13 protein-coding genes and 1 riboswitch are annotated in these 17,042 nt (G+C 70.3%); of the genes, 7 read left to right on the top strand and 6 right to left on the bottom strand.

All coding sequences use genetic code 11. The annotated features are described in order from the left end of the window. Window positions 1-563 precede the first annotated feature (563 nt). Genes AB0F72_RS39410 through AB0F72_RS39395 form a run of 4 tightly spaced genes read left to right on the top strand, consistent with a single transcriptional unit; the run spans window position 564 to window position 3,557 of the window. A complete protein-coding gene (locus AB0F72_RS39410; RefSeq protein WP_360443389.1) occupies window positions 564-1,091 on the top strand; it encodes a copper chaperone PCu(A)C in 528 nt (175 codons plus the stop codon). A 2-nt stretch (window positions 1,092-1,093) separates the two neighbouring features. Further along, window positions 1,094-2,242 carry a Dyp-type peroxidase gene (locus tag AB0F72_RS39405; RefSeq protein ID WP_360443398.1) on the top strand — a complete coding sequence of 383 codons (1,149 nt, stop codon included), beginning with the start codon at window positions 1,094-1,096 and terminating at the stop codon, window positions 2,240-2,242. Further along, window positions 2,242-2,808 carry a copper resistance protein CopC gene (locus AB0F72_RS39400; protein WP_360443395.1) on the top strand — a complete coding sequence of 189 codons (567 nt, stop codon included), beginning with the start codon at window positions 2,242-2,244 and terminating at the stop codon, window positions 2,806-2,808. Before AB0F72_RS39405 ends, AB0F72_RS39400 begins: the two co-directional genes overlap by 1 nt. A 41-nt stretch (window positions 2,809-2,849) precedes the next feature. Beyond that, window positions 2,850-3,557: a YcnI family protein gene (locus AB0F72_RS39395; RefSeq protein WP_360443386.1), complete on the top strand. Its 708-nt coding sequence runs from the start codon at window positions 2,850-2,852 to the stop codon at window positions 3,555-3,557. A gap of 150 nt (window positions 3,558-3,707) precedes the next feature. Here AB0F72_RS39395 and AB0F72_RS39390 read toward each other — a convergent pair whose 3' ends face one another. Both AB0F72_RS39390 and AB0F72_RS39385 read right to left on the bottom strand, forming a co-directional pair. Beyond that, entirely contained in the window at window positions 3,708-4,268 is a 561-nt protein-coding gene (locus AB0F72_RS39390; RefSeq protein ID WP_360443384.1) for a GNAT family N-acetyltransferase, read from the bottom strand. A gap of 89 nt (window positions 4,269-4,357) precedes the next feature. Beyond that, on the bottom strand, window positions 4,358-4,711 hold the full coding sequence (locus AB0F72_RS39385) for an MmcQ/YjbR family DNA-binding protein (RefSeq protein WP_360443381.1): 354 nt from the start codon (window positions 4,709-4,711) through the stop codon (window positions 4,358-4,360). 181 nt (window positions 4,712-4,892) lie between these two features. Between AB0F72_RS39385 and AB0F72_RS39380 the strand changes: the two genes are divergently transcribed. Next, window positions 4,893-5,843, top strand: coding sequence for a sulfite exporter TauE/SafE family protein (locus AB0F72_RS39380; RefSeq protein WP_360443378.1), 951 nt, complete (start codon window positions 4,893-4,895; stop codon window positions 5,841-5,843). A gap of 61 nt (window positions 5,844-5,904) precedes the next feature. Here AB0F72_RS39380 and AB0F72_RS39375 read toward each other — a convergent pair whose 3' ends face one another. The 3 genes from AB0F72_RS39375 to AB0F72_RS39365 all read right to left on the bottom strand — a co-directional run bounded on the left by AB0F72_RS39375 (window position 5,905) and on the right by AB0F72_RS39365 (window position 10,536). Continuing rightward, window positions 5,905-6,900, bottom strand: coding sequence for a ribonucleotide-diphosphate reductase subunit beta (locus tag AB0F72_RS39375; protein ID WP_360443375.1), 996 nt, complete (start codon window positions 6,898-6,900; stop codon window positions 5,905-5,907). Continuing rightward, entirely contained in the window at window positions 6,900-9,242 is a 2,343-nt protein-coding gene (locus AB0F72_RS39370; RefSeq protein WP_360443372.1) for a ribonucleoside-diphosphate reductase subunit alpha, read from the bottom strand. The genes AB0F72_RS39375 and AB0F72_RS39370 overlap by 1 nt, the downstream gene beginning before the upstream one ends. Before the next feature lie 114 nt (window positions 9,243-9,356). Continuing rightward, window positions 9,357-9,572, bottom strand: a riboswitch (cobalamin riboswitch). A 40-nt stretch (window positions 9,573-9,612) separates the two neighbouring features. Further along, window positions 9,613-10,536 (bottom strand): diacylglycerol kinase family protein, encoded by a 924-nt coding sequence (locus AB0F72_RS39365; protein ID WP_360443369.1) that lies wholly within the window; start codon window positions 10,534-10,536, stop codon window positions 9,613-9,615. A 488-nt stretch (window positions 10,537-11,024) separates the two neighbouring features. On the opposite strand from AB0F72_RS39365, the gene AB0F72_RS39360 reads away from it, so the two are divergent. Then, window positions 11,025-13,997, top strand: a complete 2,973-nt coding sequence (locus AB0F72_RS39360) for a BTAD domain-containing putative transcriptional regulator (protein ID WP_360443366.1) — start codon at window positions 11,025-11,027, stop codon at window positions 13,995-13,997. Continuing rightward, complete coding sequence (locus AB0F72_RS39355; RefSeq protein WP_360443363.1) at window positions 13,994-15,079, top strand: class I SAM-dependent methyltransferase; 1,086 nt, start codon at window positions 13,994-13,996, stop codon at window positions 15,077-15,079. Before AB0F72_RS39360 ends, AB0F72_RS39355 begins: the two co-directional genes overlap by 4 nt. A 48-nt stretch (window positions 15,080-15,127) precedes the next feature. Here AB0F72_RS39355 and AB0F72_RS39350 read toward each other — a convergent pair whose 3' ends face one another. After that, a complete protein-coding gene (locus AB0F72_RS39350) occupies window positions 15,128-17,002 on the bottom strand; it encodes a VanW family protein (protein WP_360443361.1) in 1,875 nt (624 codons plus the stop codon). Window positions 17,003-17,042: the final 40 nt, after the last annotated feature.

Genomic DNA, 17,042 nt, shown 5'->3' with positions numbered 1-17,042 from the left:
TGCTCCCAGAACCGCACCTGCACCCCACGAGGCACCATCTTCCCCATCAAAACCCCTGATCAATCGAGTGTTGCAACCACTGATTGACTCCAAGGTTCGATAACCGCTCTGCGCTACGGCCGCCCACCGCGAGCCGTAGCTGGCGCAGGCTAAACCGAGTGTTGACCTGGCTGGGCTACGGCTCGCGACTTCGAGCCGTAGCCGGCGCAGGCTAAACGGCGTGTTGACCTGGCTGGGCTACGGCTCGCGACTCCGAGCCGTAGCTGGCGCAGGCTAAACGGCGTGTTGACCTGGCTGGGCTACGGCTCGCGACTCCGAGCCGTAGCTGGCGCAGGCTAACCGGCGTGTTGACCTGGCTGGGCTACGGCTCAGGGGCCGCGATGTCATTCTGTGGGGCCAGAGCGTCCACACCTTTCCGCGCAGCGCCGGCTTCACCGCGCAGCGCCGGCTCTACCGCGATGCCGACCTGCGGAAATCTCCCAGCGACTTTTCAGCGGAAGTTCGCGGGAACCACAGCCCGCCGAGTGGCGACTAACGGTCGATCCCGAGCCTGAGGAAGCCCGATGCCCACTGTCGTCCTGTCCCGCCGTACCCTCGCAGTAGTTGTCTCCGCACTGACCGCAACCCTCGCGGTCGGCTGCGCCAGCACGGAGAACGGCGGCGAGCCGGCGGCGGAGGCCGCCGCGCCGGCGAGCGCCCTCACCGTGCGTGACCCCTGGGTGAAGGCCGCGGACAGCGGCATGACCGCGGCGTTCGGCACGCTGGTCAATGGCACCGGCGCGGACGTGACTGTCGAGTCGGCGACGTCCCCGGCCTCGCCGATCGAGCTGCACACCATGGCCATGAAGGACGGCAAGATGGTGATGCAGCCGAAGGAGGGCGGCTTCGTGATCAAGGCCGGGGCGACGCACGAGCTGGCGCCCGGCGGGGATCACCTGATGCTGATGAAGCCGGCCGCGGCGATCAAACCGGGCGACGAGCTGTCGTTCACGCTGACGCTGGCCGGCGGCGGCACCGTCGCGTTCACCGCAGTCGCGAAGCCGTTCGCCGGCGCCCAGGAGAGCTACGACCCAGGCATGGGCCACTCGTGACGATGTCCCGCCGGGTGGCGCTCGCCTCCGCGGCGGTGGCCGGGCTGGGTGCCGCGGCCGCGGCCGGCGTCACCCTGGCAGATCAAAACCCGACTGCCGCGGTGGGTACGGGGGAAGCCACAGTCCCGTTCCACGGCGTCAGGCAGGCGGGCGTCACCACGGAACCGCCCGCGCACGCCGCTTTCCTGTCGTTCACGCTGCATCGCGGTTCCGACCGGGACGCCCTGCGCCGGATGCTGCGCCTGCTCACCGACGACGCCTCCCGCCTGACCCGCGGTGAGCCGGCGCTGGGTGACACCGATGCCCCGCTCGCGGTGCTTCCGGCCGCGCTGACCGTCACGTTCGGTTTCGGTCCCGGCCTCTACCGTGCGGCCGGCCTGACCTCCCCGGTCGCCGACCTGCCCGGCTTCCCGATCGACCGGCTCCAGGACCGCTGGACCGGCGGCGACCTGTTGTTGCAGGTCTGCGCGGACGACGCGCTGACCGTCACGCACGCGCAGCGGATGCTGATCAAGGACGCCCGGCCGTTCGCGGCGGTCCGCTGGGTGCAGCGCGGGTTCCGCCGCAGCCCCGGCGTGCACCCGGCCGGGTTCACTCAGCGTAATGTGCTCGGCCAGCTGGACGGTACGGCCAACCCGCGGGACACGGCGATGGAGACAGCGGTCTGGGCGCCGGACGGCAGCACGACGCTGGTAGTCCGCCGGATCCGCGCCGAGATCGAGACGTGGGACCTGCTGAGCGTCGCCGACAAGGAGGCCGCGGTGGGCCGGCGGATGGAGTCGGGAGCTCCGCTGACCGGCACGGCGGAGCACGAGGAGCCGGACTTCACCGTGGCGGACGAGACCGGGCTGCCGGTGATGCCGGACTTCGCGCACGTGACCCGGGCGCACATGACCGATCCCCGGTTCAAGATCCTGCGGAGGCCGTACAACTACGACGAGGCGCCGGACGCGGACGGCCGACCCGACAGCGGGCTCATATTCGCCTCGTACCAAGCTGACATCAACCGCCAGTACCTGCCCATCCAACGGCGACTCGCTGAGAAGGACCTGCTGAACGAATGGACGACACCGATCGGATCCGCCGTCTTCGCCATCCCGCCCGGCTGCCCGGAAAGCGGGTGGATCGGCGAAGCGCTCCTCGGATCGTGATGGCGCTCGCCGCCATGCTGGCCGTGCTCCTGCCTGGCGTCCCGGCCTGGGCGCACAACGCGCTCACCGACGCGTCCCCGGCGAAGAACGCCACGCTGGCCGAGGCGCCGTCGAGCGTGAAGCTGAAGTTCCTGCAGAAGCTCGACCCGGACTACACGGTCATCTCGGTCACCGACGCGGGGAAGCAGAAGGTTCCCACGTCCGAGCCGAAGATCGACGGGGCGACCGGGTCGGTGACGTTCGACGAGCCGCTCACCAACGGTGTCTACACGGTCGCCTACCAGGTCGTCTCCACGGACGGGCACACCGTGAAGGGGTCCTACACGTTCACCCTCGACGACCCGTCCGCGGCCGAACCCAGCCCGGTCGTCTCGGTGACGCCGCAGAGTGACGCCTACAGCTCGCAGCTGACCATCGACGGCACGCCCACGCAGCTTCCCCCGGTCGAGGCCGCTCCCGCTTCGGACTCGGGCGGCTCGTCCACCCTGGCCTGGGTCGCGGGCGTGCTGATCCTGATCTTCGCCGGCCTGGCCGGTTTCGTGTTCATCCGTCGCCGTAAGGCGTGATCTCCCTGATGTCCGTCGCCGTGAGGCCTGAAAGGTTCCCGATGAATCTCCGCCGTACCGCCGCCGTCTCCACCGTGGTGGCCGCCTTCGTGCTGGCCGTGGCGTCCCCCGCCGCCGCACACGTGACAGTCAACCCGAGCACCGCCACCCAGGGCGGCTACACCAAGGTGTCGTTCCGGGTGCCGAACGAGAGTGACACCGCGTTGACCACGAAGCTCGAGGTCAGCCTGCCGACCGACGCCCCGATCGGCTCGGTCTCGCTCAAGCCGGTGCCGGGCTGGACCGCGACCACCGAGAAGTCGAAGCTGGCCACCCCGGTCGAGGTGCACGGCGCCCCGCTCACCGAGGCGGTCTCGAAGATCACCTGGACCGCCGCGAAGGGCTCGGAGATCAAGCCGGGCACGTTCCAGGAGTTCGACGTGTCGCTCGGCCCGCTGCCGAAGACCGACCAGATGGTGTTCAAGGCGCTGCAGACGTACTCGGACGGCAACATCGTGCGCTGGATCGACGAGCCCGCCTCCGACGGCACCGAGCCGGAGTCCCCGGCCCCGGTCCTGAAGCTCACCGCCGCCGGCGCCGCGGAAGCCGCTCCCTCGGCCGCGGCGACCACCGAGGCGGTCGCCGCCGACGACGCGGACGACAGCGACTCCGGCAACGGCACCGCGTGGGGCATCGCCGGCCTGGTCGCCGGCCTGGCCGGCCTGGTCCTGGGCCTGCTCGCATACCGCAAGGCCGCCACCAAGGCCTAGTCCGCCGCTGCCGCGACCCCGCTCGTCCCGCGTCCCGTGGTCCCGCCGGTCCCGCCGGTCCCGCCCGTCCCGCCCGCGCCCGATCTTGGCGATTTGCTCAGCCGTCTTCGGGAAACCGCCAAGATCGGGGTGGGATCAGCGGGACGCGGGTCAGCGGGACGCGCTCAGCGGGAGTGCCCGGACCAGCATCCGGTGTGAGCGCCAGCCCGGGAACGGCACCAGGTCGCCGACGTGCTGGAACCGCAGCCGTTGCAGCGCGTGCCAGACCCGGGTGTTGGTCTCCGTGACGGCGAGGCAGACCCGCTCCTCGGAACGCCGCTCCAGCAGGTCGTTCATCATCCGTACGCCGAGCCGGTGCTTGCGGTACTCGGGCAGCACGAACGCCTCGCAGACCGCGAACGTGCGCCCCTCCCACTCGACCGCGAGCTCCGGATCCTGCGCGTCGGTGAGGTCCCGCCACCACAGGGTCTCCGCCGGCAGCGGGCACCCCATCACGGTGCCGACGATCTCGCCGTCGACGTAGCCGACAGCGGCCTCGAAGCCGGGCGCCTCGGCGGTCCAGCGCAGCCGGTCCTCCAGCGACGGGTCGCTGTGATCGACCAGGTGCAGGTCGGCGGCGTGCACGCGTCGATAGACGTCCGCCAGCGCCTCCAGGTCGACGCGGTCGGTGATTTCCACGGCGCTCTTGACGCCGTCCACTTCCAGAGACATGAAAGCCTTCCCAGATAAGGTAAGGCTCACCTAATCAAAAACGATCTGCACAGGCAACCCACAGGTAACTTAGTCCGGGGAGCGCACAGTCAGCCGGCGACATCCTCGGGCGCGCGCATCCGCCAGGCGTCGGTGATCAGCTCCTCGAGGCGGTCCACCGAGACCTCGGGAAGACGCAGCATCACCAGCGGCAGGCCGTCGTAGCCGGGTGTCGTGAAGAACAGCGCCGGCTCGCCGAGCAGCAGGGCCTGCTTCTCCGCCTCGTCGCCGACGAAGAGAACCGCCACGTCGGTGCGGATCCGGCGCGGCTTTCCGGGCACACGTTCCGGGTACGACCAGACGAAACCCTTGTTGCCCACCCGGAAGTCGAAGCCGTCACTGTCGATCTCGACGACCTCCGGCAGCGCCAGCGCGAGGCGGCGCACATCGTCCGCGTCTGCCACTGATGATCCCCCTCACACAGCACCTTGCGTGGCTCACATCTTGCCGTCCGCCACTTCAGCAACTAATCTCCGATCCAATAAATAGGAAATGCAGGCTCGGTCGGCGATACAGCCGAAGGTAGGCAGTGCAGCCAACCCGCAGGGGCACGTATCCACCCCATCCACCACTGGCGGTAGAGACATGCGGAAACTTCTCCTCCTGGCGCTCGTCGGCCTGGGCGCTCAGCTCGTCGACGGCTCCCTCGGCATGGCGTACGGCGTCACGTCCACGACGCTGCTGCTCGCGATCGGAACCAACCCGGCCGCCGCCTCGGCCACCGTGCACCTAGCCGAGATCGGCACCACGCTGGTCTCCGGCTTCTCGCACTGGAAGTTCGGGAACGTCGACTGGAAGGTCGTTTTTCGGATCGGTGTGCCGGGCGCCGTCGGCGCGTTCGCCGGCGCGACGCTCCTCTCCAACCTGTCGACCGAGACCGCGGCGCCGCTCATGGCGATCATCCTGCTGGTGCTGGGCCTCTACGTGTTCCTGCGCTTCACCTTCCAGGGGCTGCCCAAGGGCCACCTCGGCAAGCCGCTGCGCAAGCGGTTCCTCGCCCCGCTGGGCCTGGTGGGCGGGTTCGTCGACGCGACAGGTGGCGGCGGCTGGGGCCCGGTCGGCACCCCGGCGATCCTGGCGAGCGGCCGCCTCGAGCCGCGCAAGACGATCGGCTCGATCGACACCAGCGAGTTCCTCATCGCGGTCGCCGCGAGCCTCGGCTTCCTCTGGGGCCTCAGCGACGAGAACATCGACTACGGCTGGGTCGGCGCGCTGCTCATCGGTGGCATGATCGCCGCGCCGATCGCCGCCTGGCTGGTCCGGCACATCCCGCCGAGGGTGCTCGGCGCCGCGGTCGGCGGTGTGATCATCCTGACCAACACCCGGTCCCTGCTGCGCAGCGACTGGATCGACGCGTCCGACCCGGTCCGCTACTCGATCTACGCCGTGATCTACCTGGCCTGGGCCGCGGCCCTGGTCTACGCGATCAACCAGTACCGCAGCCACAAGGCGGAGGACGAGCGGATCCTCGCCGAGGCGGAGGCCGCCGCAGCCGCCGGCGAGACCCCTGACGAGAAGGCCTCGGCCCGGGCCTGATCCATCGACGGCGAACGCCCCGGGAGCTGATCTCCCGGGGCGTTTTCCGTGGCCGTAAGCCCTAGAAGTCGTCGTCGAAGCTGACGGTGCCGGTCACGCCCACCTGGTACGCCGAGACGCGCCGCTCGAAGAAGTTGGACAGCTCCTGGACGTCCTGCAGCTCCATGAAGGCGAACGGGTTTCCGCTGCCGTAGACCGGCGCGATGCCGAGCGCGGCGAGCCGCCGGTCCGCCACGTGCTGCAGGTACTCCCGCATGTCACCCAGCGACATCCCGCTGACGCCCTGTTCGAGCAGGTCGGCGGCGAACTGGACCTCGCACTCCACGGCCTCGGCCAGCATGTCGCGGACCTGCTGCTCCATCTCCGCGTCGAACAGGTCCGGCTCCTCGGCACGCACCTGGTCGACCACGTCGAACGCGAACGCCATGTGCATGCTCTCGTCGCGGAACACCCAGTTGGTGCCGGACGCCAGCCCCTGCAGCAGACCACGGGAGCGCAGGAAGTAGACGTACGCGAACGCGCCGTAGAAGAACAGCCCCTCGATGCAGGCGGCGAAGCAGATCACGTTGAGCAGGAACGCCCGACGATCCGCCTTCGTCCGCAGCTCGCGCAGCTCGAAGACCGAGTCGATCCACCGGAAGCAGAATTCGGCCTTGCGCGCGATCGACGGAATGTTGTCGACGGCCGCGAACGCCGCCGCCCGCTCGTCCGGATCGGGCACGTAGGTGTCCAGCAGATTCAGATAGAACTGGACGTGTACGGCCTCCTCGAACAGCTGCCGGGACAGGTAGAGCCGGCCCTCCGGCGAATTGACGTGCTGGTAGAGGTTGAGCACCAGATTGTTCGCGACGATCGTGTCGCCGGTGGCGAAGAACGCGACGAGCCGGGAGACCAGGTGCTGTTCGGCGGGCGTCAGCTTGGCCAGGTCGGCGAGGTCGGAGTGCAGGTCGACCTCCTCGACGGTCCAGGTGTTCTTGATGGCGTCCTTGAAACGGTCGAAGAAGTGCGGGTACTTCATCGGCCGCAGGGTCAGGTCCATTCCGGGGTCGAGCAGCATTACTGGCAGGCCTCACACGATTCGGGGTTCTCCAGGGAGCAGGCTTCGGCGGGCGTGAGCGCCGGGATGACGCTCGGTGCCACCGAGACGGTCGCCTGCTGAATGCGGGTCGCGGGGCGCGACCGCAGGTAGTACGAGGTCTTCAGGCCGGATTTCCAGGCGTACAGGTACATCGACGAGACCTTGCCGATGGTGGGCGCGGCCATGAAGAGGTTCAGCGACTGGGACTGGTCGATGTACGGCGCCCGGGCCGCGGCCAGGTCGATCAGCGCGCGTTGCGGCAGTTCCCACGCGGTGCGGAACAGTTCCCGCACGTCGGCGGGGAGCTCGGCGATGCCCTGCACCGAGCCTTCGGCGCGTTTGATCGCCTCTCGAATCGGGCCGGTCCACAGATTGCGGGACTTCAATTCCCGTACCAGATAGGTGTTGATCTGAAGGAATTCGCCCGACATCGTCTCGCGCTTGAAGAGGTTGCTGACCTGCGGTTCGATGCACTCGTAGCAGCCCGCGATCGAGGCGATGGTCGCGGTCGGAGCGATCGCGATCAGTAGCGAGTTCCGCAGACCGTGCTCGGCGATCCGCTCCTTCACGGCGGTCCAGCGCGACGTCTGCGACACCGTGGCGCCCCACAGATCCGGGTGCAGATCGCCCTTGGCCGCGCGGGTCTCCGGGTACGCGGGATGCGGGCCGAATCGCTCCGCGAGAGCGGCCGACGATTCCAGCGCGGTCAGGAAGATCTCCTCCTGCACGCGTGTCGACAATTCCCGCGCCTCGGCCGAGTCGAACGGCAGCCGCAGCGTGAAGAACGCGTCCTGCAATCCCATCAGGCCCAGCCCGACCGGCCGCCAGCGCGGATTCGACGCGGCGGCCTGCTGCGCCGGGTAATAGTTGATGTCGATGACCCGGTCCAGGAAGACCACGGCCGTCCGCACCGTTTCCCGCAGCTTCTCCCAGTCCACCCCGTCCGCTGTGACGTGCGCGCCCAGATTGACCGAGCCGAGATTGCAGACCGCTGTCTCGTCGTCGTTGTTCACCTCGAGGATCTCGGTGCACAGGTTGGACAGGTGAATGACGTTGCCCGGCGCGCCGGTCTGATTGGACAGCCGGTTGGACGGATCCTTGAACGTCATCCAGCCGTTTCCGGTCTGCGCCAGGGTGCGCATCATCCGCCCGTACAGATCGCGGGCCTTGACGGTTTTGACGGCGTTCTTCTCGGCCGCCTGGTAGGCCTCGGTGAACTCGTCGCCGAACAGGTCCGGCAGCATCGGCGCGTCCGAGGGGTCGATCAGCGACCAGTCCTCGTCGGCCTCGACGCGGCGCATGAATTCGTCCGGGATCCAGTTCGCCAGGTTCAGATTGTGGGTGCGCCGGGACTCCTCGCCGGTGTTGTCCCGCAATTCCAGGAATTCCTCGATGTCCGGGTGCCACGGCTCCAGATAGACGCAGGCCGCGCCCTTGCGCCGGCCGCCCTGATTGACCGCCGCGACGCCCGCGTCGAGCGTCTTCAGGAACGGGACGATACCGTTCGACTTGCCGTTCGTGCCCCGGATGAGCGCGCCGCGGCCACGGACCCGCGACCAGGAGATGCCGATGCCGCCGGAGAACTTGGAGAGTTTCGCGACCTGGTGGTACCGCTCGTAGATCGAGTCCAGCTCGTCCTTCGGCGAGTCGACGAGGAAGCAGCTCGACATCTGAGTGTGCCGGGTGCCCGAGTTGAACAGCGTCGGTGAGCTGGGAAGATAGGCGAGGCTGGACATCAGGCGGTAGAAACCGATCGCCTCGTCGGCGGTCTGCGAGAGGCCGCAGGCGACGCGGAGCAGCCAGTGCTGCGGTGTCTCGATGACCGTCCGCTTGGTGGGGTGCCGCAGCAGGTAACGGTCGGCCACGGTGCGCAGCCCGAAATACTCGAAGCGCAGGTTGTTCGCGTCATCGATCGCCCGGTCGAGGTTTGTCGCATTGTCCGCGACGAATGTCGCTGTCTCGTCGCTGATCAGACCCTGCTGGTGCCCCAGCCTGATCGATTCGCTGAAGCTGGTGACGCCTTCCTCGCCGACCTCCTGCTCGACGAACGCGGCGAGCAGCCGGGCGGCGAGCCGGGAGTACTGCGGCTCCTCGCTGATCAGTTCGGCGGCCGTCTGGATCGACAGCTTGTCCAGCTCAGCGGTGGTGGCGCCGTCGTAGAGCCCGCTGATGGTCTTGGTGGCGACCCGCAGCGGGTCGACCTCGTCCAGGTCGGCGACCCAGCGCTCGACCGCCTTGACGATCTTGTTGACGTCGACCGGCTCGGTCTCGCCGTTGCGCTTGCGGACCTGCATCGTGTGCCGTCGTTGCTCGGTGTGCATTGCTCTCTCCTCGCGAGCCCATGGTCTCGGGGCACGGGGAGACGCCACCGGGCACGCGTGGCGGCCGGCTTTCGGCGTCGGTCGTCCCACGCGACCTTCGACCGCCGCACGCCAGGTGGCATGCGGCGCGCTGGCAGGTCTTCGGACTCGCGGGCGTGATCCTTTTCAAGATCGCCTAATGGCCGTCGCTTCCCAGACCTCGCGGTCCAGTGCTTCGTTGACGGCGGTCGTTCCCACTAACCGCTGCGGGGCAGTTCCGGACTTCCACCGGATTCCCTCTTGCCTCGGCGTCCGCTCGCGCGGGGCCGAACCAGCTGCGGGAGACACCATATCTGGGCGGGCGTTCGTTCGCGCAACCCAACATGCTGTGTCAGTGATCTTCAGTACCCGGAGGCGCCATGATCCGCAGCGCGTTCGCATCGAGGGCGATCCGCAGCGGCGTCTGCCCGCAGGGCTCACCGTCCACCTCGACCGCCGCCGGCCGATCCGTCTCCAGCCACAGCTCGCCGACCGCGAGAAAAGGACGTTCATGGAGGGTACGGCGGTGGCCCGTCAACGCGTTGCGGGCCGTCTCGCGCAGCAGCTCACGGCGGGTCGCGCCGCCCACCGGGTAGGCCACCAGCAGCCGGTCGTCGGCGTGCGCGTCAGCGGTGATCGGCCGGCCGGCGTGGAAACCACCGTTCGCCACGTACACCTGGTGGGTGGCGAAGACGATCTCCCGCCCGCCGGCGCGAACCGTCGCCCGCAGTGGTCTGTGCTTTCTCAACAGGCCCAGCGCGGTGATCGGGTACGCGAACCGCCCGATCGCCCTCTTGAGCCGGCTCGGCGCGTTGATCATCACCTCGGCGGAGAGGCCGACGCCGACATGATTGGTGAACGGCATGTCACCGGCGATCCCGAGGTCCACATCGATCACCGCGCCCTCGGTCATCGTCGCGACGGCCGTGTCCAGGTCCGGCGGGATGCCGACGGTCCGCGCGAAGTTGTTGGTGGTGCCGAGCGGCAGCAGCCCGAGCGCCATGTCCCGGTGCGCCAGCATCCGCCCCGCCGTGCTGATCGTCCCGTCGCCGCCACCGGCCACGAGCAGGTCCGGGCCGAGGTCGATCGCCTGCTGAAGGCTCCGCTCCAGATCGCCCTCGACGCCGTAGGATCCGAGCAGCTTGAACCCGGCCGCCTGCAGCCGGGCGTGCGCGTCATCGTAGAACTGCCGCCCCCGCCGCGACCGCGCGTTGACCACGAGCGCGGCGCGCCGCTCGCTCCGGATGTCGTCGGTCAGCTGCTGCTTCGTCCGCACCGCCCGACCCTATCCGGCGCCCGTCCCGGAAGCGTCGCGGGTGACCTTGGACAGTCCCCAGGCCGCGATCGTTGCCGCTGCCGTCGCCGTGCCCGTTGCCGTGGCCATGGCCGTTGCCGTGCCCGTTGCCGTGGCCGTGCCCGTGGCCGTGGCCGTCGCTGCGCTGCGCTGCCGCCGAGCCGTAGCGCAGGCAGGTCATCAAGGCCGGTGACCTGATTGAGCTACGGCCGGGTGGTGCGAGCCGTAGTTGAGCGTGGCTATTCGGGTGTGGTGGCCTGCGCCAGCTACGGCTGGGTGGTTCGAGCCGTAGGTGAGCGCGGTTATCCGGTGTGATGACCTGCGCCAGCTACGGCCCGGTCTTGCTTTCAGCCGGCGCGCTCCGGGCCGGCTGGTCCGGCTGGTCCGGCTGGTCCGGCTGGTGCACAGTGCTGTGTCGGGGAGCGGATAACTACTGGTCATCGGTGGTGACGGCCGGGGAGAATGGCCCGGTGGGGATCCGGGTGGGGGTGCTGGGACCGGTCGAGTTGACCCGTGACGGTGTCCCAATCCCGCTCACCGGAATGCCGCAGCGCGTCCTGCTCGCCCGTCTCGCGCTCGCCGGCGGCCGCCCGGTTTCGGTCGCCGAGCTGATCGACGCGCTCTGGGAGGGTGAGCCGCCGGACAACGCGCTCGGCAATCTGCACAGCTATGTGTCCCGGCTCCGGCGGCACACCGGTGGTGACGTGATCCGCCGCGAGTCGGGCGGCTACCGGCTCGCGCTGACAAGCGACGACCACGCCGGGGACGGCGACGGGTTGGACGTCGACCGGGTTGAGCGGCTGATCGCCCGGGCCCGTCACCAGCCCGCCGACCTGGCCGCCGCCACGCTCGCCGCGGCGCTCGACGTGTGGCGGGGGGATCCGCTGTCGGACGTGGCGGACCGGCTCGCGTTCGCGCCGGATGTGGCCCGGCTCGCCGAGTGGCGCCGCCACCTGCGCGAGGAGTGTCTGGACCGGCGGATCGACGCGGGGTGGGCGGCCGAGGCGCTACCCGAGATCGAGGCCCTCGCCCTCGCGGAACCGTTGCGGGAACGGCCACATCTGCTGCTCATGCGCGCCTTGCACGCGACCGGCCGTACCCCGGAGGCGTTGGCGGTGGTCAGGGCGTACCGGGAAAGGATGTCGGCGGACTACGGCCTGGACCCGTCGCCCGCCATGATCGACATGCAGCGGAGGATCCTCGAAGAGGATCCGGGATCGCACCGCCGAGCCCGGCCGAGGAGCGCGGACCGCTTCTTCGGCCGGACCGCCGAGCTCACCGCGATCCGCACCGCGCTGGACACCGACCGGGTGATCACTCTGATCGGTCCGGGTGGGGTCGGCAAGACCCGGCTGATGACCGAGGCGCTCAGCGGCGACGAGCTCGTCGTGGAGCTGGCCGAGCGCTCGGTTCCGGCGGACGTGGCGGCGGCGGTCGCCGGGGCGCTGGGCATGCGCGCCGCACCGCGCGGCGGTGTCACGGCGCTGGCCGAGCGGCTCGGGGCGAGTCCGTCGGTGCTCGTGCTGGACAACTGTGAGCATCTGCTCGACGCGGTCCGAGCCCTGGTCAGCGAGCTGATCGCCCGTTGTCCGGAGGTGCGGGTGCTGGCGACGTCCCGCCAGCGCCTCGATGTGGCGGGGGAGCGGGTCATCCGGATCGGCCCGCTGCCGGCTTCCGACCGGGTCGCGCTTTTCTGCGACCGCGCGGCCTTGCTGCGTGCGGATTTCCGGGACGATGTGCGTACGCGTGAACTGGCCGCCCAGATCTGCGAGCTGGTCGACGGCTTGCCACTGGCGGTGGAGCTGGCGGCACGGCGTGAGGCGGTGTTCGGCCTAGCGCATCTGCGGGACCGGCTGGGAGCCGGGCTCAACGTGCTCGACCCGGCACGCGGTGGCGATCGGGCCACCGGGGTCTCGGCGACCGTCGAATGGTCGTACCGTCTGCTGGACCCGGCGGCGCAACGCCTGCTGGACCACCTCGCGGTGTGCCGGGGTGGCTTCGGCCTGGACGCGCTGCCCTACTTCCAGAGCGCCGCGTCGGAAACCGGCGCGTCGAGAGCCGGCGCGTCGGAAACCGGCGCGTCGAGAGCCGGCGCTGACGCCGAGCCGCTGCTCGCGGAGCTCGTCGACGCCTCGCTGGTGACCTGTGATCTCAGCGCTGAGCAGCCCCGCTATCGGCTGCTGGAGACCGTGCGGCACGTCGGCATCGGTCACCTCGGACCGGACGAGGAGGGAAAGGCCCGCGCCGCGCACGCCCGGTGGATGCTCGACCTGGCGCAGGAGCTGGTCCGCCGGGGCCGGGACCGCGACCCGTGGACCACGCCCACGATGCGCCGCGAGCTGGCGAACCTGCAGGAGGCCCTGCAATGGCTGGGCGACCAGCACGACGACCAGCACGACGACCGGGACGGCGCGAGGATGGCCGCACTGCTTGCCGTGATCAATTCGGATGCGCCGGATCCGGGACTCACCGAGCAACTGGCCGGCTGGAAACCGGATCGGGTCGAGACCGAGAGCGAGATCCTGCGCGGCCTGGCCGCCGGCAACGCGGAGTGGCTGCGCGGCAACCTCGCCGAGGCGGACCGGCTGCTCACCGCGGTTCTCGACCGGATGCCGGGCGACCATCCGCTGCGCTGGGGCGCGCTGGTCGTCCGGATCTCCAACGCGATGTTCGCCGGCCGGGCCGCCGACGTGCGCGCCGACGCCGAGCGGATGGCGACCGACCCGGGCTCGCCGCGCTGGGCCCGGGCCACCGGGATCTGCTGCGCGGCGCTGATGGACGTGTACGGCGGCGACCCGGACACCGGGCTGGCCTGGCTGGACCGGTACGCCGCGCACCTGGACACCGACGGCCTGGACGGTTTCGTCCCGTTCACCCGCGGTGAGCTGGTCGCGGGCAGTGCCCCCGCGGAGGCGCTCGCCTGGTACGACCGGTCGATCGCCGCGAACGACCGGGTGAACCAGGTCTACGGCGGCAACGTGGCCCGGGTCGCGCGGGCCGCCGTCCTGATCCGGCTGGGGCGGTACGAGGAGGCCGTCACCGCCTGCCGGGAGACGATCGTCGCGGTCCGCAACGTGAACATGACCGCCCAGGTGTGGACGATGGTGCGGCTCATCGCCGAGCTGCTCGCCGCTCTGGGCGATCCGGAGGCGGCCGCGGCGCTGGTGGCAGCGGCCGACGCCGACCCGTTCGCGCCCGCGGTGATGGGCCCGGACCGGGAGCGGCTGGCCCGCCTGCGCGGCCCGGCCACCAGCCCAGGCATCGGCACGCCCGGTGAGATGCGCGATCCGGTCCGGTTCGCGCTGGACCGGCTGACAGGGGCCGACAAAAGCCCCGGGCCTGGGCTGACTGCGGCCGCCAAAAGCCCCGGGCCGGGGCTGACAGGGGCCGGCAAGGGCGCCGCAAGGGATCAGCAAGCGCCAGGCCGCATCGTGAGGGCATGACGACAGACACGCAGCAGACACCGACCATCGACGAGGCCCGCGTGGAGGCCTTCGCCGGGCAGCTGATCACCGACTTCGCCGGCGCGGCGAGCACCGCGATGACAGTCCTCGGCGACCGCCTGGGCCTCTACCGGGCTCTGACCGGCGCCGGCCCGATCACCGCCGCGGAGCTGGCCCGGCGCACCGGCCTGCATCCGAGGCTGGTCACCGAATGGCTCCGGCAGCAGGCCGTCTCCGGGTACCTGACGATCGACGGGGACACCTACGAACTGCCGCTCGAGCACGCGCTGGCGCTGTCGGTGGTGGACTCGCCGGCCTACCTGGTCGCGGCCGGCGAGATCATCGCCGGGTACTTCCAGTCGCTGGAGAACCTGGAGGTGGCGTTCCGGGGCACCGGCGGGCTCAGCGGCGACGAGGTGCCGGGGTGCACCTACCACGGCATCGAGCGGTACTTCCGGACCGCGTACGTGAACCAGCTCGCCCAGGCGTGGTTCCCGGCCGTACCCGGTCTGATCGCCAAGCTGGAGGCGGGCGCCCGGATCGCGGACGTCGGTTGCGGGCACGGGTTCGCGAGCCTGCTGATCGGCCGCGCCTGGCCGTCGTCCACGGTCGCCGGATTCGACCTCCACGAGCCGTCGGTCGCGACCGCGCGGGCCCGGGCGATCGAGGCGGGCAGCCCGGCGAACGTCTCGTTCCACGTCGCGGACTCGGCCGGCGTCGCCGGGCACGGGCCGTTCGACGTGGTGGTCTTCTTCGACGCGCTGCACGACATGGGCGACCCGGTCGCCGCACTGCGGGCCGCGCACGCGTCGCTGAACCCGGGTGGGATCGTGGTGGCGGTCGAGCCGTGGTCGGCCGACGACTGGACCAGCACGATCGGCATGCCGATCACCCGGATCGGGTACGCCTCGTCGACCGCCCTCTGCACCCCGACGTCGCTGGGGCAGCCCGGCGCCTACGGGCTCGGCACGCTCGGCGGCCCGTCCACGCGCCTGGCCCTGCTGGCCGAGGCAGGCTTCGAGAATCCGATCGTCGCCGCCGACACCGGCTTCAACCTGGTCGTCTCAGGGACAAAGAACTGATCAGACAAAGAACTGACCATCAGGTACGGGCTGATCCGGCGCGCCGGGTCAGCCCGCTGAGTCGTCCGCTCCGCCGCAGATGTAGTTCGGCTCGGCGTCGTACTTCCAGGTGAACTTCTCCCGTTTCACGACCTTGCCGTCCCGCTCGAACAGCCGGTACGCGTCCTGGGTGAAACCGGGCAGACCACCGGTGGCGATGCAGCTCGGGCCGGCCGGCAGGGTGATCGTCCGCGGCGACGTGATGTTGCGCCGCTTGCTCCACTCGGTGGACACCTTGTCCCAGACCTTGGTGCTCCACACCGAGACGGTGATGCTGTTCCTGGTCCAGGCGGTGTCGAGCAGTACCCCGTACGGGCTGTCGTTCTTGAACTTGAAGTCCAGGTCCGGGTAGAAGATCGTGGACTCGATGACGGCCGGGTACCTGTCGAAGTAGTACGAGTGCGGCTTGTGCTCGACGTCCTTGAGGCCGGCGTAGTACGTGGCGTTGAAGAGCGTCGTGGTGAACTGGGAGACGCCGCCGCCGACGCCGGGGGTCAGCTTGCCGCCGAGGATCACCGGGGCGTCCTGGTAACCCTGCTTGTAGCCGCGCTCGCCGGTGTGCTTGTTCAGCGAGAACGTCTCGCCGGGCAGCACCAGCGTGCCCTCGACCTGCTTCGCGGCCTGCACGATGTTCTGGCTGCGCGGCGAGGAGAGCCCACCGGTGAACTTGGTGGTGAACGTCGAGATCTTCTCCTTGACGCCGAGTTTGCCCAGGTCCTCAGCGGTGAGCTCGGGCTCGGCGCGGGTCACCGTCGCGGCGACCGACCGCTCCGTCGTGCTGCGCAGCACGGTGAGGATCTCCGGCGCCATCGCGGCCAGGTCGACAGCGGTGCCGTCGGCGCCGCCGACGATCGACGGCTTGCCGCCCTTGAGGCTGAACCGCGCGTCCTTGGCCTTCTTCTCCACCTTGGCGAGCGGTTTCGCGATGGCGGCCCGCAGCTTCTTCGCGTCGACGCGCGGCTCGATCCGCCCGGTCTTGTCCGACGTCAGGACCAGGCTCTTCGCGATGGCGGCCGGCGGAACCCGCACGGCGCCGGCGTCCGTGGTGATGGTGAGCGGGCCGGAGACCGCCGGTTCGGCCAGGTCGGTGACCAGCTGGTCCACCTCGGCGGCGGTGGTGGCCGGGTGCACCTCGGCCAGCGGGACGGTGACCTCCCGGCTGGCCGGCCAGCTCTCCCGGATCGTCGCGGCGGTCCGGGCCGGGTCCAGGTCACGACCGGCCACCGGATGCACGGCCCGCGGCTTCACCCCGTCGAAGACCACGGCCGGCTTCGTCATCAGCTCGCCGATCTTGCCGAGGGACTCGCGCAGGGCCGCGTCCAGCAGGTCCGGGTCGACGGCGACGACCGGTGGCACCGCGCGCTCGCCGAACGGGGACGGGCGGCCTTTCGCCGCGGCCGTGATGGTGGCGTCGACGTCGACGACCAGGCCGACGTCCGCCGGTTTCACGCTGGCCTCGCGGTCGGCGACCTTCACCGTGACCGGCTGGCTGAGCCGGGCGTCGGCGGCCAGGTGGGTGCGGAGTTCGGCGGCGGCCCGGGTACGGCTCAATCCGCCCAGGTCAGCGCCGAGAACCGTGACACCGAGCGGCACCTCCCCGCGGTAGGCCCAGGTCACGGCGGTGCTGGCGCCGGCCGCGAGGACCAGCACCGCGGCGCCGGCGATCAGCGCCCGCCGGCGGCTGCGGGGAGCCTCGGGAGCGGACGGCGGCGCCGGGTCCGAGCTGTCGAGGACGTCGTGCGAGCCGGTGGCCTGCGCCGGCAGCCGCACGGTCGAGTCGGTGGGCGTCGAGTCGGTGGGCACGGTCGAGCCGGTGGCCTGCGCCGGCAGGCGCACGGTCAGCGCGTCGTCAACCGGGGGCCGGGGCTCACCTGCTGTGCTCACCGGGGTCCTCCTCGGGATCGGGCGGGCACTGTCGGCCGCC

It is taken from the genome of Actinoplanes sp. NPDC023936 (assembly GCF_040639325.1).
Lineage (GTDB): Bacteria > Actinomycetota > Actinomycetes > Mycobacteriales > Micromonosporaceae > Actinoplanes.
Note: the sequence above shows the minus strand (reverse complement) of the source record. Positions and strands in the feature narration are given on the sequence as shown.

What these genes read in the sequence shown, in the direction of transcription:
- AB0F72_RS39410 (WP_360443389.1), top strand. Translation starts at nt 564, where the DNA reads ATGCCCACTGTCGTCCTGTCCCGCCGTACCCTCGCAGTAGTTGTCTCC.
- AB0F72_RS39405 (WP_360443398.1), top strand. Translation starts at nt 1,094, where the DNA reads ATGTCCCGCCGGGTGGCGCTCGCCTCCGCGGCGGTGGCCGGGCTGGGT.
- AB0F72_RS39400 (WP_360443395.1), top strand. Translation starts at nt 2,242, where the DNA reads ATGGCGCTCGCCGCCATGCTGGCCGTGCTCCTGCCTGGCGTCCCGGCC.
- AB0F72_RS39395 (WP_360443386.1), top strand. Translation starts at nt 2,850, where the DNA reads ATGAATCTCCGCCGTACCGCCGCCGTCTCCACCGTGGTGGCCGCCTTC.
- AB0F72_RS39390 (WP_360443384.1), bottom strand. Translation starts at nt 4,268, where the DNA reads ATGTCTCTGGAAGTGGACGGCGTCAAGAGCGCCGTGGAAATCACCGAC.
- AB0F72_RS39380 (WP_360443378.1), top strand. Translation starts at nt 4,893, where the DNA reads ATGCGGAAACTTCTCCTCCTGGCGCTCGTCGGCCTGGGCGCTCAGCTC.
- AB0F72_RS39375 (WP_360443375.1), bottom strand. Translation starts at nt 6,900, where the DNA reads ATGCTGCTCGACCCCGGAATGGACCTGACCCTGCGGCCGATGAAGTAC.
- AB0F72_RS39370 (WP_360443372.1), bottom strand. Translation starts at nt 9,242, where the DNA reads ATGCACACCGAGCAACGACGGCACACGATGCAGGTCCGCAAGCGCAAC.
- AB0F72_RS39355 (WP_360443363.1), top strand. Translation starts at nt 13,994, where the DNA reads ATGACGACAGACACGCAGCAGACACCGACCATCGACGAGGCCCGCGTG.